General features: G+C 72.0%; 16 protein-coding genes and 1 tRNA gene. 8 read left to right on the top strand and 9 right to left on the bottom strand.

What is annotated here, in order from left to right:
• Positions 1-72: 72 nt before the first annotated feature.
• Positions 73-146 (top strand) — tRNA-Met (locus BLU20_RS11380).
• 107 nt (positions 147-253) lie between these two features.
• Here BLU20_RS11380 and BLU20_RS11375 read toward each other — a convergent pair.
• Entirely contained in the window at positions 254-1,135 is an 882-nt protein-coding gene (locus BLU20_RS11375) for a cytochrome c biogenesis CcdA family protein (protein WP_083372585.1), read from the bottom strand.
• A 3-nt stretch (positions 1,136-1,138) separates the two neighbouring features.
• The gene (locus BLU20_RS14055) at positions 1,139-1,768 is read right to left on the bottom strand and encodes a redoxin domain-containing protein (RefSeq protein ID WP_197675392.1); all 630 of its coding nucleotides are present in this window, start codon (positions 1,766-1,768) and stop codon (positions 1,139-1,141) included.
• A 133-nt stretch (positions 1,769-1,901) separates the two neighbouring features.
• Here BLU20_RS14055 and BLU20_RS11365 point away from each other — a divergent pair, with 133 nt between their 5' ends.
• Together BLU20_RS11365 and BLU20_RS11360 are read left to right on the top strand one after the other, a co-directional pair.
• On the top strand, positions 1,902-3,149 hold the full coding sequence (locus BLU20_RS11365) for a molybdopterin molybdotransferase MoeA (protein ID WP_231959208.1): 1,248 nt from the start codon (positions 1,902-1,904) through the stop codon (positions 3,147-3,149).
• The gene (locus tag BLU20_RS11360; RefSeq protein WP_197675391.1) at positions 3,137-3,565 is read left to right on the top strand and encodes a molybdenum cofactor biosynthesis protein MoaE; all 429 of its coding nucleotides are present in this window, start codon (positions 3,137-3,139) and stop codon (positions 3,563-3,565) included. Before BLU20_RS11365 ends, BLU20_RS11360 begins: the two co-directional genes overlap by 13 nt.
• Positions 3,566-3,675: 110 nt before the next feature.
• Here BLU20_RS11360 and BLU20_RS11355 read toward each other — a convergent pair whose 3' ends face one another.
• The 4 genes from BLU20_RS11355 to BLU20_RS11340 are packed head-to-tail and all read right to left on the bottom strand — an operon-like array spanning position 3,676 to position 6,591.
• Positions 3,676-4,308, bottom strand: coding sequence for a vitamin K epoxide reductase family protein (locus BLU20_RS11355; RefSeq protein WP_083372582.1), 633 nt, complete (start codon positions 4,306-4,308; stop codon positions 3,676-3,678).
• A 58-nt stretch (positions 4,309-4,366) separates the two neighbouring features.
• A complete protein-coding gene (moaA, locus tag BLU20_RS11350) occupies positions 4,367-5,437 on the bottom strand; it encodes a GTP 3',8-cyclase MoaA (RefSeq protein WP_083372581.1) in 1,071 nt (356 codons plus the stop codon).
• Positions 5,438-5,493: 56 nt separating this feature from the next.
• Positions 5,494-5,868, bottom strand: a complete 375-nt coding sequence (locus BLU20_RS11345) for a universal stress protein (RefSeq protein WP_083372580.1) — start codon at positions 5,866-5,868, stop codon at positions 5,494-5,496.
• A 45-nt stretch (positions 5,869-5,913) separates the two neighbouring features.
• Positions 5,914-6,591: an IclR family transcriptional regulator gene (locus BLU20_RS11340; RefSeq protein WP_083372579.1), complete on the bottom strand. Its 678-nt coding sequence runs from the start codon at positions 6,589-6,591 to the stop codon at positions 5,914-5,916.
• A gap of 57 nt (positions 6,592-6,648) precedes the next feature.
• Between BLU20_RS11340 and eda the strand changes: the two genes are divergently transcribed.
• The 4 genes from eda to BLU20_RS11320 all read left to right on the top strand — a co-directional run bounded on the left by eda (position 6,649) and on the right by BLU20_RS11320 (position 9,833).
• Complete coding sequence (gene eda / locus BLU20_RS11335; RefSeq protein ID WP_083372578.1) at positions 6,649-7,371, top strand: bifunctional 4-hydroxy-2-oxoglutarate aldolase/2-dehydro-3-deoxy-phosphogluconate aldolase; 723 nt, start codon at positions 6,649-6,651, stop codon at positions 7,369-7,371.
• On the top strand, positions 7,368-8,480 hold the full coding sequence (locus tag BLU20_RS11330) for a sugar kinase (RefSeq protein WP_083372577.1): 1,113 nt from the start codon (positions 7,368-7,370) through the stop codon (positions 8,478-8,480). The genes eda and BLU20_RS11330 overlap by 4 nt, the downstream gene beginning before the upstream one ends.
• Positions 8,481-8,541: 61 nt before the next feature.
• On the top strand, positions 8,542-8,844 hold the full coding sequence (locus BLU20_RS11325) for a hypothetical protein (RefSeq protein WP_083372576.1): 303 nt from the start codon (positions 8,542-8,544) through the stop codon (positions 8,842-8,844).
• A gap of 23 nt (positions 8,845-8,867) precedes the next feature.
• Positions 8,868-9,833, top strand: coding sequence for a bile acid:sodium symporter family protein (locus tag BLU20_RS11320; RefSeq protein WP_083372575.1), 966 nt, complete (start codon positions 8,868-8,870; stop codon positions 9,831-9,833).
• Between the two features lie 12 nt (positions 9,834-9,845).
• Here BLU20_RS11320 and BLU20_RS11315 read toward each other — a convergent pair whose 3' ends face one another.
• The gene (locus BLU20_RS11315; RefSeq protein ID WP_083372574.1) at positions 9,846-10,586 is read right to left on the bottom strand and encodes an NrtR DNA-binding winged helix domain-containing protein; all 741 of its coding nucleotides are present in this window, start codon (positions 10,584-10,586) and stop codon (positions 9,846-9,848) included.
• A 61-nt stretch (positions 10,587-10,647) separates the two neighbouring features.
• On the opposite strand from BLU20_RS11315, the gene BLU20_RS11310 reads away from it, so the two are divergent.
• The gene (locus BLU20_RS11310; RefSeq protein WP_083372573.1) at positions 10,648-11,505 is read left to right on the top strand and encodes an ARPP-1 family domain-containing protein; all 858 of its coding nucleotides are present in this window, start codon (positions 10,648-10,650) and stop codon (positions 11,503-11,505) included.
• Positions 11,506-11,592: 87 nt separating this feature from the next.
• On the opposite strand, the gene aceB is transcribed toward BLU20_RS11310, so the two are convergent.
• Complete coding sequence (aceB, locus tag BLU20_RS11305) at positions 11,593-13,287, bottom strand: malate synthase A (protein WP_083372572.1); 1,695 nt, start codon at positions 13,285-13,287, stop codon at positions 11,593-11,595.
• Positions 13,288-13,304: 17 nt separating this feature from the next.
• On the bottom strand, positions 13,305-14,642 hold the full coding sequence (gene aceA / locus BLU20_RS11300) for an isocitrate lyase (protein WP_083373045.1): 1,338 nt from the start codon (positions 14,640-14,642) through the stop codon (positions 13,305-13,307).
• Positions 14,643-14,728 lie beyond the last annotated feature (86 nt).

The following is a 14,728-nucleotide window of genomic DNA, read 5'->3' as shown; positions in this document are numbered from 1 at the left end:
CGGCGTCACAGCCGGATCTGCCCGATCGGATTTGGCTCTGGCACCCACGGCACGTAGAGTGGTGTTTACCGACGCGGGGTGGAGCAGCTCGGTAGCTCGCTGGGCTCATAACCCAGAGGTCGCAGGTTCAAATCCTGCCCCCGCTACTTGTGAAGTAGCACGAAGGGCCGGACCATACGGTCCGGGCCTTCGTCGTTCCCTCGGGCGTGCCGCCGCACGCCCGACCTCGGCGAGCTGTGCGGCGGCACGCCTCCTAGGGTGTCGGCTCCGCGCCGTCGGAGGTGCGGGCACCGCGTCGACGGACCACGAGGGCGGCGACGACGACGAGCAGCACCATCGCGGCGACCACCAGCAGGGACGTGACTCCGGTCGCGGCGACGAAGCTCGTGATCTGCGACTGGACCTGCACCGCGGCGTCGACGATCGGGTCGCCCGTCGCGGTCCCGGCGAACACCCGCAGCTCGTACCAGCCGTACCAGGCGACGTAGGCGCCGGCGAGGACCAGCAGCGCACCGCTGAGGCGGCTGATCACCGGTGCGGCGCGGCGCATCCGGCTCACGATCCCGGTCGACGCGGTGGCCGCGGCGATCGCGAGCAGCCCGACGACGGCTCCCATCCCGACCCCGTAGACGACGTAGGTGAGCGTGACGCCGAGGACGCCGCCGGACCGGACAGCGCCGGCCGTCACGGCGAGGAACGGCGCGATGGTGCAGCTGAGGGACGCGAGGGCGAAGGTCGCGCCGTACCCCACCTGCGACCACCACGACCGTCGCGGGGCGCGGCCGTAGCGGGACAGCACGCCGATGCCGAGGCTGCGCCCCGACAGCAGCCAGACCCCGGTCCCGACGAGCGCGACGCCGACGACGATCGTCACGACCGGGAGCCACCGCTCGATCGCCCCGGTGACGGACGCGAGCAGGATGCCGAACGCGCCGAAGACGAGGACGAACCCGACGGTCATCCCGGCGGTGAAGCGCGCAGCCCGGCGGATCGCCCCGGCCTGGGACTCGTCGCCACCTTCGGGGGGCTGCGCGACCAGAAGGGTCAGATAGGCCGGGAGCAGCGCGAAGCCGCAGGGGTTGAACGCGGCCACCGCCCCGGCGACGAGGGCCAGGCCCAGCAGGACAGGATCCACGGATCAGCCGTCGACGAGGTCGCGCGAGGTGGACTCGAGCGACTCGAGGCCCATCGCGCCGACGACCGTCTCCATCTCGCCGTCGGCGTCGACGAAGACGAAGGAGGGCTGAGAGACGACGCCGAACCCGGTCCAGATCGATCCGTCGGCGTCGACGACGTGCTCGAACCCGGTCACGCCGGTGCTGTCGACGAACTCGACCATCGCGTCCGTCTCCCCGAGGCCCGCCACGCCCACGAAGGTCACCTCACCGTCGAGGTCCTCGGCCACCTGGGTGACCGAGGGGGCCTCGCCACGGCAGACCGTGCACCACGGGGCCCAGAACCAGAACACGGTGGGTTCGCCGGCGAGTGCCGCGGCGTCGATCTCCCCGCCGGAGACGGTGGGTGCGGTGAAGTCCATCGCCGCGGGCACGGCGACGTCGGTGCCCTCGTCGGCTGATGCGTCGTCGGCGGCGTCCTCTGTCGTGCCGGCCTGCGACTCGTCGTCGGACGCCTCCGTGCTGGTCTCGGACGCCGGTGCGGAGCTCTCCGTCTCCTCTGCGGCGGGTTCGGTGCTGCTGGCGCATCCGGCCAGGAGGAGGGCGAGGCCTGCGGCTGCCCCGATGGCTGAGCGTGCTCGGGTGGCGGTCACGGTGATTCCTTCGGTCGTGCGGCGTGGATCGCCGGCGTGGGATACCTCCACCATGCCTCGCCCCCGGGTCGTTGTGCCCGTTCGCACGGCTGACGGAATGCTGACGGTCGGCGCGGGGCACTACGGTGGGTGCGTGGACGTCGCCCGCAGCCAGGACCCCCCACCCGTCGCCGGCGGGCGGACGAGCGTGGAGCAGCACCGGGCCGACGTCGCGCAACTGCTGCGCCCGCGCCTCGCCCTCGGAGACCGGGGGGCGGTCACGGTCCCCGTCGAGGAGGCGTTCGGCAGGGTCCTCGCCGCCGACGTGGTCGCGCGTGTGGCCGTGCCGGCCTTCCGTAACTCGCAGATGGACGGGTTCGCCGTGCGGTCCGTCGACGTGACACGGCCCGTGCGGTTGCCGGTCAGCGGCGAGATCGCCGCGGGGGCCTCTCCTGGTCCGCTGGTTCCCGGCACCGCGGCGCGGATCATGACGGGTGCGCCCGTGCCCGACGGTGCCGATGCGGTGGTCCCGGTCGAGGACACCGACGTCGGCCGGTTCTGCCCCGGGGAGATCCCCGCCGTCGTCGGCCTCCGCGAGCCGGTCCCCCCGGGGCTGTTCGTGCGCGAGGCCGGGAGCGACGTCGCGGAAGGAGAGGTGATCGTGCCGGCCGGAACTCTCGTGGGCCCCGCGCACGTCGCCGCCATCGCAGCGTGCGGTGCGCGCGCCGTGGTCTGGCGACAGCCCCGTGTCGCCGTGATCTCGACCGGCTCGGAGGTGGTCTCTCCCGCTGCCGAGCTCGGTGCGGGGCAGGTCTTCGACGCGAACGGACCGGCCCTGGCGGCAGCGGTCCGTGCCGCGGGTGCCGAGGTGGTCGGGCCGTTCCGGGTCGCCGACGCACCCCAGGCCCTCGGCGACCTGCTCGACGACGTCGCAGCCCGGGTCGACCTGATCCTCACGTCGGGCGGGGTGAGCCAGGGCGCGTACGAGGTGGTCAAGGACCTGCTCCGGTCGGCGGGGGAGGTGGAGTTCCGGAGCGTCGCGATGCAGCCCGGTGGGCCGCAGGGATGGGGGACGTACCGCGGGACCCCGATCCTGACGTTCCCGGGGAACCCGGTCAGCGCCCAGGTGTCGTTCGTCGTCCTTCTGCGGGACGAGCTGCTGCGCGCGGCGGGCCTCCCCGGTCGGGGGACGGTCCGCCTGCCGCTCGCGGGCGCGACGACCTCACCGGCCGGGAGGCGCCAGTTCCTTCGTGGAGCCCGCGACGGGGACGCCGTCCGCGTCGTCGGCGGCCCCGGGTCCCACCTGGTGGCCACGATGGCGCGCGCAGACGTCCTGATCGACGTCCCCGAGGACGTGACAGAGCTGCAAGCTGGTGACGAGGTGGAGGTATGGCCGCTGTGAGCGACGTGAGCCGGGTGACGACGGACGTCCTGGACGCCGGTGTGGTCCAGGAGGTCGAGGACGCGGTCTCCGCGCCGGAGTGCGGTGCGGTGGTGACGTTCCGCGGCGTGGTGCGCGACGTCGACGACGGACGCGGTGTGTCGGGCCTGGACTACGAGGCGCACCCGGACGCGACGGCCGTGCTGCGCGAGTGCGTCGCGGGCGTCGCCGCGGAGACCGGCCTCCGGGTCGCCGCGGTGCACCGGTACGGAGAGCTCGCCGTCGGCGACGTCGCGCTGGTGGCGAGCGCCTCGGCGGGACACCGGCGAGAGGCCTTCGACGCCTGCACGCTGCTGGTCGAACGGATCAAGGCGCAGACCCCGATCTGGAAGAGGCAGCACTTTGCCGAGGGCAGCTCGGAGTGGGTCGGCCTGTAGCGCCGCCTCTCGACGGGCGGCGTCTCGACGGACGCCGTCTCGTGCGGACGGTGGTCGAGCCTGTCGAGACCCGATCGCCCGACGGACGGTGGTCGAGCCTGTCGAGACCCCTAGCCGAAGATCGCCGTGCCGTACTTCGCCAGGATCGCCGCCGCGAGCAGCACGAACCAGAGTGCGGTGAGGATGCCGAACGCCCCGGACCGTACGAGGCCCGTCGCCCACGTCTGGAGCTTCGCGGGCCAGTACAAGTTGTTCTCGAGGATGTTCCAGTGGAGCATCGAGACGAAGACGAGCGTCGTCGAGGCCGTGACCGTCAGGCACCAGGGGCAGAGGGCGCCGATGACGAACATCGACTGGTAGAAGAGCCAGTACGCGAAGATCAGGCCCAGCAGGTAGACGGTCTGCGCGGCTGTCATGAACCAGCGCGGGAACCTCACCCCGGCGATGCCGGCGACGGCGATCGTGATGACGACGGGTTCCGCGATCAGGCCGAGGAACGAGTTGGGGAATCCGAAGAGCGACGACTGCCACGCGACGCCGACCGCTCCGCAGGAGATCACGCTGTTGATGTCGCACGCGAGGACGGCGTCCGGGTTCGCGGCGAGCTCGACGGCGTCGATCGAGAGGACGAACGCGGCGACGAGCGAGATGAGGGCGCCCACGAGCATCTCGCCGAAGAGCCACTGGCGTGAGTGGAAGAACCCGGTGGGTCGTTCGTCGAGCGTCGTCGGTGAGTGCGTCATCTTCGGTGGTCCGTCCGTTCGAGGCGTCACTTGTGAAGAATAGCGCAAGCGGTGTGCGTCAGCCGCCGATCGCCCCCATCGAGCGCGTGGTCGGGGCGAAGGTCTCCGGATCCGGGGCGCCCGTGTCGAAGCCGTGAGACCACGGCTTGGCCCACATCGCACCCTGCCATGCCGCGGCGATGTCATCGTCCGAGCCGCCGCCCCGCAGCAGCCCGCGCAGGTCGGTCTCGGCGTCGCCGAACAGGCACGACCGGACCGTGCCCTCGGCGGTGAGGCGCGTGCGGTCGCAGTCCCCGCAGAACGAGCGGGTCACCGAGGCGATGATGCCGACGGTCGAGCTCCCGCCGTCCACGCGCCACTCCTCGGCGGGGGCGGACGGGTCGTCGCGTCCGAGGGGCTCGAGCGTGAACTGGCGACCGAGCTCGGCGAGCAGGGTCTCGGCGGTGACCATGTGCTCGCGCGCCCACTGGTGGTCGGCGTCGAGCGGCATCTGCTCGATGAAGCGCAGCCGGCAGTCGTGCTCCACGGCGAACGCGAGCAGGTCGCGTGCCCCGCGCAGGGTCTCGGGCATCAGCACGGCGTTGAGCTTGACGGGGGAGAGGCCGGCGTCGATCGCCCCGCGGATCCCGGTGAGGACGGCGGGGAGCCGGTCGCGGCGCGTGAGCTCGGCGAAGTGCTGGCGGTCGACGCTGTCGAGCGAGATGTTCACGCGGTCGAGGCCGGCCTCGACGAGGGCGTGGACGCGCTTGTCCAGACCGATGGCGTTGGTCGTCATCGACACCGAGGCGTCGGGTGCCGCTGCGCGCACGCGGGAGACGATCTCGACGATCTCTCGACGGACGAGCGGTTCGCCCCCGGTGAGCCGGATGTCGTGCACCCCGAACCGCGCGGTGGCGATGCCGACCAGGCGGCCGATCTCGTCCGGGGTGAGCAGCTGGTCGGCGGCGATGGCGGGGAGGCCCTCCGCCGGCATGCAGTAGGTGCAGCGCAGGGAGCACTTCTCGGTGACGGAGATCCGGAGGTCGCGGGCGACGCGGCCGAACCGGTCGACCAGCAGGTCGGTGTCCGGGCGTCCGTCGGGGGAGACCGCCGTGCGGACCTGGGGGGTACCGAGAGAGACGGCCGGCATGGTTCAGCTCCTCATCGCCCGGACGGTGGTCGGTCGGCCTGAACGCGGGGTCGAGGCTACGCCGAGCCCTTGACGACGAGGACCGGGGCCGCGGCGTCGAGGAGCACTCGCGTGGTGGTGCTGCCGAGCAGGAACTTCGAGACGGCGGACCGCTTGCGCGACCCGATGACGACGAGGTCGACGTGATCGTCCTCGGAGGCGTCCAGGATCGCGTCCGAGGGTTCCTCGTCGGAGCTCCGGTACGTGATCGAGGGGTCGGCGCCGAGGGTGTCCAGCACGTGTGCCAGCGCAGCGGGCGTCGTCGCCTCGGGGGTCTGCGGTGTGAGGACGAGGACCTCGAGCGTCGTCTCGCGCCGCGTGGCCTCCGCATGGGCGCGGCGTAGTGCGGCCTCGCCTTGGGGAGAGTCGTTGTACGCCACCAGGACGGTCATGGCCGTCTCCTCACGGTCTCGTTCATCTGGGCCGATTCCACTCTCTCACAGGCGGTCATGGTGAGGAGCGTCGGCACGCGGATCCGGGACGGTGATCGTCGGGGGGAGGTGGGTGCGCAGGGTCGTCGCCAGCACGTTCAGCACACGGGGGCGGTCGTCGACGTCGAGGCGCTCGCTGGGCGCGGTCACGCTCACGGCGGCGAAGGCGTTGCCGTTGCGGAGCAGGGGGAGTGCGACGCACGCGATACCCGGTTCGTTCTCCTCGACCTCTTCGGCGCTGCGGCCCGTCCTGAGCGCGCGTCCGAGCGCCGAGGTCTGCGCCGGGATGCGCCGCCCGACGGCGGACCAGACCCGGAGCGGGCGCGACGGCTCGACCTTGTCGAGGTAGATCACCTCGTCGGCTCCTGCCGGGGCTCCGAGGTGGACGAGCTCGTGCAGCTCGTCCCGGGCGGCCTCGAGCGCGGGGCGCATCAGGGTCGGCAGGTTCTCCTCGGCGTAGTACGCGGTCGAGAGCGCGATCGCGGCGGGCCCGAGCCGGTACCGACCCTCGTCGTTCTGGACGTACCCACGGTGCGCGAGCGAGGCGAGCGTCCGGTGGACCGTCGGCTTGGCGACGTCGAGCCGACGCGCGATCTCTCCGAGGGAGAGGCCGTCGGGCCCGACCGGCGCGAGGACCTCGAGTGCGAGAAGTGCCTTGTCGACGCTCCCGAGCGGGTTGGTCATGTACGCTCCTGTTCATCAGCACGGAATCACCGTTCACTATAGCGAAACGGAAGGTCAATGACTACCTACACGGAAACCTGGTCGGAGCTCGCGTCCGCGCGTGTGGTCCCCGTCGTCGTCGCCGACGGCGAGGCCGAGGGGCTGAACGTCGCCGACGCCCTGCGCCGCGGACACCTGCCCATCGCGGAGATCACCTTCCGGGTCGCCGGCGCTGCCGCGGCCATCCGTGCGATCTCGGAGGACTACCCGGAGATGCTCGTCGGCGCCGGGACCGTCATCCGTCCCGATCAGGTCGACGCCGCCGTCGAGGCCGGTGCACGCTTCCTCGTCTCGCCCGGCATCTCCGAGGCCGTGGTCGCGCGTGCGCGTGCGCACGAGATCCCGATCATCCCGGGGGTCGCGACGCCGTCGGACATCATGCGTGCGGTCGAGCTCGGTCTCGACACCGTCAAGCTGTTCCCCGCGGGCACCCTCGGCGGCCCCGCCGCCGTCAAGGCCTTCGCGGCCCCGTTCCCCGGCCTGCGCTTCGTCCCCACCGGGGGGATCTCCGCGCACAACATGGGCGACTACCTGATGCTGCCGCAGGTGCTCGCCGTCGGCGGCTCCTGGATGGTCGACCGTGCGCTCGTCCAGGGTGAGGACTGGGAGCGGGTCACCGAGCTCAGCCGCGACGCCGTCGAGCTGGCCGAGCAGGTCGTCGCGTCCCGACCGTTGCCGCACCCGGCGGACCTGCACCCCGCCGACTCCCTGGGTACCGCCGTCGAAGGAGAAGAGCGTTGAGCACGTCGTCCCCCGCACTGACCGTCCGTCCCGCCGTGGAGTGCGACTACGACGTCGTCGCGCTCGGCGAGGTGATGCTCCGTCTCGACCCCGGTGAGCGCCGCATCCGCACGGCCCGCACCTTCTCCGCGTGGGAGGGCGGCGGCGAGTACAACGTCGCCCGCGGGCTCCGGCGATGCTTCGGGCTCCGCGGCGCCGTCGTCACGGCCCTCGCGGACAACGAGATCGGCCGCCTCGTCGAGGACTTCATGCTCACCGGCGGGCTCGACACCTCCCACGTCCGGTGGGTGCCGTACGACGGCATCGGGCGCGAGGTCCGCAACGGGCTCAACTTCACCGAGCGCGGGTTCGGCGTCCGCGGTGCCGTCGGCGTATCGGACCGGGGCAACACCGCCGTCGCGCAGATGCGGCCCGACGACGTCGACTGGGACGCGCTGTTCGCGCGCGGCGTGCGCTGGTTCCACACCGGCGGGATCTTCGCGGCGCTCTCGGAGAACGCCGCCGACGTCGCCGAGGCCGCGATGAGCGCGGCGCGCAAGCACGGGACGATCGTCTCCTACGACCTCAACTACCGTCCGTCCCTGTGGCAGGGGATCGGAGGCGTCGAGCGTGCCCAGGACGTCAACCGCCGGCTCGCCCAGTACGTCGACGTCATGATCGGCAACGAGGAGGACTTCACGGCGAGCCTCGGGTTCGAGGTCGAGGGTGTCGACGAGAGCCTCACCGACCTGGACACGGGTGCCTTCCGGTCGATGATCGGTCGTGCTGCCGAGGCGTTCCCGAACTTCCAGGTGATCGCCACCACCCTGCGCGGCGTGCACACCGCGACGGTCAACGACTGGGGTGCCATCGCGTGGTCGCGGACGCAGGGGTTCGCGGAGGCGACGCACCGACCGCGCCTCGAGATCCTCGACCGGGTCGGCGGCGGGGACTCCTTCGCGTCCGGGCTCGCGTACGGCCTGATGGAGCTGGGCTCCATCGGCGAGGCGGTCGAGTACGGCGCCGCCCACGGTGCCCTCGCCATGACGACGCCGGGTGACACCTCGACGGCGACCCTCGCCGAGGTGGCCAAGCTCGCCGGTGGCGGTTCGGCGCGCGTGCAGCGCTGAGCCCGGTGCGTACCGGCTAGGCTTCTGGTCGACAGATGGTCAGTGCGAGGAGGTGTCCACCGTGGAGATCCTGCCCCGGCGGACGCCGCCCACGCCCCCGAGCCTCGGTCAGGTCGTCGAGCACGCGCGGATACTCCGCGGTGCCGGCGACCTGGCCGGGACCGCGCGCCTTCTGGACGACGCCTTCGCCGTCGAGGCACGCGGGTCCGAGCCGATGCGACGTCGTGCGCTGCTGCTGCGTGCCCAGGTGGCCTTCGAGATGCACGACGACGCGGCCGCGGCCCGGTTCCTCGACACCGCCGATGCCCTGCGCCCGCTGGCGGACGCGCTCGCCGCGCTCGACGCGACGGACTCCCGACGTTGACCCGGCAGGGGTGACCCGCACCCGTGCAGAACATCTGGCGACGGGTCGACCCCTTTGTCGCCGCCATCCTGACCTCGCTCGCCCTCGGGCTGCTGCTCCCCGTCCCCGACACGGCACGTGGTGTCGTCGACGGGGTGTCGACGGCCGCCGTCGCGCTCCTCTTCTTCGTCTACGGCGCGAGACTCCCGAGCCGTGAGGTGTGGGACGGGCTCCGCAACTGGCGCCTGCAGGGCGGGATCCTCGCCTCGACGTGGCTCGTCTTTCCCGTCCTCGGGCTGGTCACCGCGTGGCTCGTCGAGCCCGCGCTCGGGGCAGGCCTTGCCGGGGGGATCCTCTACGTCTCGCTCCTGCCCTCCACCGTCCAGGCCTCCGTCGCCTTCACCTCCGTGGCCCACGGCAACGTCGCCGGTGCGGTGTGCGGCGCGACGGTCTCCAACCTCCTCGGGATGGTGCTCACGCCGCTGCTGGTGCTCTGGCTCATGGGCGCCGAGACGGCCGGTCTCGGCATGTCCGGGATCGGCGACGTCCTGCTGCACCTGCTGCTGCCCTTCGTGCTCGGGCAGCTCGTGCAGCCGCTGATCGGCGCCTGGATCCGTGCGCGCCGGTGGATCTCGGTCTACGTCGACCGGGGTGCGATCGTGCTGATCGTCTTCTCGTCCGTCTCGGGCGCGGCGTCCGAGGGGGCGTTCGGTGCCGTCTCCGCCTGGGCGCTCGCGGGCCTGCTGCTGGTCTCGGCCGCGATGCTCGCGATAATGCTCGCCGTCACCTGGTTCGGAGGACGGGCCCTCGGTCTCGACCGCGCCGACCGTGTCGCACTGCTCATGTGCGGCTCGAAGAAGTCCCTCGCCACCGGCCTGCCGATGGCGTCGGTCCTCTTCCCCGTGGCCGTCGCGGGAACCGTGGCGGTGCCCCTGATCGTGTTCCACCAGCTCCAGCTGATCGTCTGCGCGATGATCGCGCAGCGGCTGGCGCGGACGGCGCCGGCGTAGAGGTCGCGGGCGCTACCCCCGGGGCAGCCGCAGCCGCGCCTCGGCCCCCGACGCGTCGTCGTCGGTCCGGGTGAACAGCTGCGCGGGCCGCCCACCGGCACGACGGCGCACGGGTTCGCCCGCGTCGTCGGTCACGGGGGTCAGCGCCGGGGACATTCGGCGCGTGAACGTGTCCTTGAGCAGCGGTGCGCCGAGGACGGCCTCGTGGACGGTGCGGAGCTCGGCCAGGGTGAACCGGTCGTCGAGCAGGTGGGCGGGGTCGGGGCGGACCTCGTACTCGTCGCGCAGGTGCCGGACGGCGTGGCGGACGATCTGGGCGTGGTCGAAGGGGAGCGAGGTCTCGGACGAGACGGTCCCGTCGTCCTCGACGAGGACGGGGCGTGCAAGACCCGACGAGACGGTGCTCCACGGCAGCACGATGCTGTGCGCAAGAGAGAGCGCCCAGGTGCGGGCGTCGCGGTCGGGGTCGTCGAAGACGCGGAGCAGGGTCGGGGTGACCTCGAGCGCGGGGAGTCCCATCTTGGTGGTGAGGATGGCGGTCACGGTCTGCGCGATCGTCGTGCGCTCACGCAGGAACCTGCCGGGAACCACCCGGCCCGCGGGGGTGCTCTGCCGGTCGAGCAGCAGGACGGCCAGCCGACCGATCCGGTGCGGGGCGGCGTCGGGGGGCAGGACGGTGAGCACCGCGAGGTCGACGGCGACGGCCGCGCGGGGGTGTGTCTCGAGGTCGGGGACGTGCGGTTCGGCAGCCATGTCTTCAACTTATCGCAGATGTGCGCTATGGTTAGCGCAGAAACGAGAGAAAGAGGTCACCATGACGCTCACCCTGCACATCGGCCGCGGTACCGACCGCGGCGCCCTGTCCGTCTTCCCGGTCTGGACCGACGGGACCGTTCCGCGCACGTACAGCCTCAGCGCCGACACGGCCCGCCTGGCCGAGCACGACGTCGAGAAGGTCTCCTCGCTGGTCGTCACGAACCCCGGCGACCACCCGCTGCTCCTGCTCGAGGGGCAGCTGCTGCAGGGAGGGCTCCAGCACCGGATGCTCGTGCGGTCGACGATGGTCCCCGCCTCGGGCTCGGCGTCGCTCGACGTGCTCTGCGTCGAGCAGGGGCGGTGGAGCGGCGGGCGCGAGCAGCGGTCGACCGGCGACCGTGCGGCGCTCGCGGTGCGCGGAGCGGCGGCACAGGGACAGGGCGGCGTGTGGAGCCGGGTCGCCGGCTACGACCAGCAGTTCGGCGCCAACCCGACGCAGTCGTTCGTCGAGCACGCGCGCCGCGCCGACGCCGACGTCGCACGGCTGATCGACGGCCTCGCACCGCTCGACGGTCAGGCCGGGGTGGTCATCGGCATCGGGGGTCAACCCGTGATGATGGAGGTCTTCGACTCCCCGTCGACCCTGCGTCGCCAGTACCGCTCGATCCTGCGGGCGGCCGCCCTCGACGCGCTCGGCAACCCGGCGGTGCGGACACCGTCGCGCCGGGCGGTCCGGTTCGCCGACCGCGCCAACGCCGTCGTGCGGACTCCCTCTGCACGGGCCGGTGCCGGCGTCACCTCGACCGGCGCCGACCAGTACGCGCGGGTCACGACCCTCGACTGGCAGGACCGTGTGGTGCACCTGCAGGCGACGAACGTGCGCCACACCCTGGTCCAGGCGCCCGCCGCGGCCTGAGGCCACGACGGCCGAGCGGGTGGTCGTGGGGCATCACGTCTCCGTGACGTCCCACGACCACCCGCTCGGCCTGGTGGTGGCAGCGGCTCAGCGCCGCTCGTCCACGCTCGACCCGACGAGGTAGCGCGCGTACGCGTCGTTCGTCAGGAAGGCCGGGTACTCCTCGGCGAGAGCGACCTGGCGGAAGATCTCCGCCGCCTCGTCGATCCGGTCCTCCTCGGTGCGCGGCAGCTCCTCGACGATCTTGGCGAGCAGCTCCTCGACCCGCTCCTGCGTGATCGGCCGGCCGTCCTCCGTCCGCGTCCCCGAGGCGATCCACTGCCAGATCTGCGACCGCGAGATCTCGGCCGTGGCGGCGTCCTCCATCAGGTGGTCGATCGCCGCGGCGCCGACGCCCCGAAGCCACGAGTCGACGTAGCGCACACCCACGGAAATGTTGGCGCGCAGGCCCTCGTCGGTGATCGTCGCACCACCGCGTCGTGCCGAGCGGACGTCGAGCAGCTCGTGCTGCCCCACCCGCACGTCCTCGCGCTTGCGGTCGATCTGGTGCGGGCGGTCGCCGAGCACGGCGTCGAACTCACCACGGGCCGACGGGATGAGGTCGGGGTGCGCCACCCAGGTGCCGTCGAACCCGTCGGTGGCCTCGCGCTTCTTGTCCGCGCGGACCTGGGCGAACGCCCGCTCCGTGACGTCCGGACGACGGCGGTCCGGGATGAACGCGCTCATCCCGCCGATCGCGTGCGCTCCCCGCTTGTGGCAGGTCTGCACCAGCAGCTCGGTGTAGGCGCGCATGAACGGGACGGTCATCCCGACCTGGGCGCGGTCCGGCAGGACGTACGCGTCCCCCCGGGTGCGGAAGGACTTGATGATCGAGAACAGGTAGTCCCACCGGCCCGCGTTCAGCCCCGCGCAGTGCTCGCGCAGCTCGAACAGGATCTCGTCCATCTCGAACGCGGCCGGCAGCGTCTCGATCAGGACGGTCGCCCGGATCGTCCCGCGGGGGATGCCCAGCCGGGTCTGCGCCCAGCAGAAGACGTCGTTCCACAGCCGTGCTTCGCGGTACCCCTCGAGCTTCGGGAGGTAGAAGTACGGTCCACGGCCCCGGGTGATCAGCTCCTCGGCGTTGTGGAACAGGTACAGGCCGAAGTCCACGAGGCTGCCCGAGGCGTCGTGCGTCGCACCGGACAGGTCGGTGTGCCGCAGGTGCTTCTCGTCGAGGTGCCACCCGCGGGGGCGGAAGACGATCGTCGGCATGTCCGTCAGCTCCGCCGAGCGCAGCGCGTACTCCTTGCCGTTCTCCGCGGTGAACGCGAGCGTCCCGCGGATCGCGTCGTGCAGCGCGAGCTGGCCCTCGACGACGTTGCGCCACGTCGGGGACGACGCGTCCTCGGCGTCGGCGAGCCACACCTTCGCGTCCGAGTTCAGCGCGTTGACCGTCATCTTCGGATCCGTGGGACCCGTGATCTCGACGCGGCGGTCCTCCAGACCCGGGCCGGCACCGGCGACCTGCCAGGCCGCGTTGTCCCGGACCGGCCGCGTGCTCGCCCGGAAGTCCGGGTCGATCCCGTTGGCGACCTCTTCGCAGCGGCGCTCGCGGGCGTGCAGGATGGCGTGCCGGCGGCCCCCGAACTCCTCGTGGAGCTCGGCGAGGAACGTCAGCGCCTCGGTCGAGAGGATCTCGTCGTACCGGGAGCCGGAGCGGGCCTTGACGCGCATCGTGCCGGGAATGGTCACGCGTCTGGTCGGGGACGTGTCGGTCGGGTGCTCGGTGAGCGTGGTCATGATCGTCTCCTGCCTGGTCAGAACTGTGCGGTCTCGGTGGACCCGGCGAGGGCGAGGGTGGCGCTCGCCGGGTTCAGGGCGGTCGAGACCCGGTCGAAGTACCCGGTACCGACCTCCCGCTGGTGGCGGGTGGCCGTGTAGCCGTGCTGCTCGGAGGCGAATTCAGCCTCCTGCAGCTCGACGTACGCGCTCATGGCGCGCTCGTTGTACCCGCGGGCGAGCTCGAACATCGCGTGGTTCAGCGCGTGGAAGCCCGCGAGGGTGATGAACTGGAACGTGTACCCGTACGAGGCGAGGTCGCGCTGGAAGCGGGCGATCGTCTCGTCGTCGAGGTGCTTCTTCCAGTTGAAGGACGGCGAGCAGTTGTACGCGAGCTTCTTGTCCGGGAACTTCGCGTGGACGGCCTCCGCGACGCGACGGGCGAGCTCGAGGTCGGGCTCCGACGTCTCGACCCAGATCATGTCCGCGTACTCGGCGTAGGCCAGGGCGCGGGCGACGACGACGTCCTCGCCCGGCGTCGTGCGGTAGAAGCCCTCGCTCGTGCGGTCACCGGTGAGGAACGGCTGGTCGCGCTCGTCGACGTCGCTCGTGATGAGGTCGGCGGCAAGGGAGTCCGTGCGGGCGATGATGATGGACGGGACGCCCGAGACGTCGGCGGCCAGACGTGCCGCGTTCAGGGTGCGGATGTGCTGGGCCGTGGGAACCAGGACCTTGCCGCCGAGGTGACCGCACTTCTTCTCCGAGGCGAGCTGGTCCTCCCAGTGCACGCCTGCCGCGCCGGCCTCGATCATCTGCTGCATGAGCTCGTAGGCGTTGAGCGGCCCGCCGAACCCGGCCTCCGCGTCGGCGACGATGGGAGCCATCCAGTCGCGCGGCTCGGTGGGGCCCTCGGCGCCGGCCTCCTCGAACTCGACCTGGCCGGCACGGAGCAGCGCGTTGTTGATGCGGCGCACGACGGCGGGGACGGAGTTGGCGGGGTAGAGGGACTGGTCGGGGTAGGTCTGGCCGGAGAGGTTCGCGTCGGCGGCGACCTGCCACCCGGACAGGTAGATGGCCTCGAGCCCGGCACGGACCTGCTGGACGGCCTGGTTGCCCGAGAGCGCCCCGAGCGCGGCCGACCACTGCGGCTCGCCCTGCTCGTCGGCACCGCGGTTGATGAGCTCCCAGAGCTTCTCGGCGCCGCGACGGGCGAGCGTGCGCTCCTCGCGGACCGAGCCGCGGATGTCGATCACGTCCTGCGCGGTGTAGTCGCGGCGGACACCGGACCAGCGCGGGTTGGTGATCCACTCGCGCTCGAGCTCCTCGGCGGTCTGCGTCTGGTCCCCGGGGCGCGTGGCCGTGGTGGGCTCGGGGATCCGCTCGGTGACCTCGACGTCCGCGGTCGTCGCGGTGGCGGCCGCGACGCGGCGGTACTCGTTGTCGGAACGACGGGTGACGATCT

It is taken from the genome of Paraoerskovia marina, from assembly GCF_900105445.1.
GTDB classification, from domain to species: Bacteria; Actinomycetota; Actinomycetes; order Actinomycetales; family Cellulomonadaceae; genus Paraoerskovia; species Paraoerskovia marina.
Note: the sequence above shows the minus strand (reverse complement) of the source record. Positions and strands in the feature narration are given on the sequence as shown.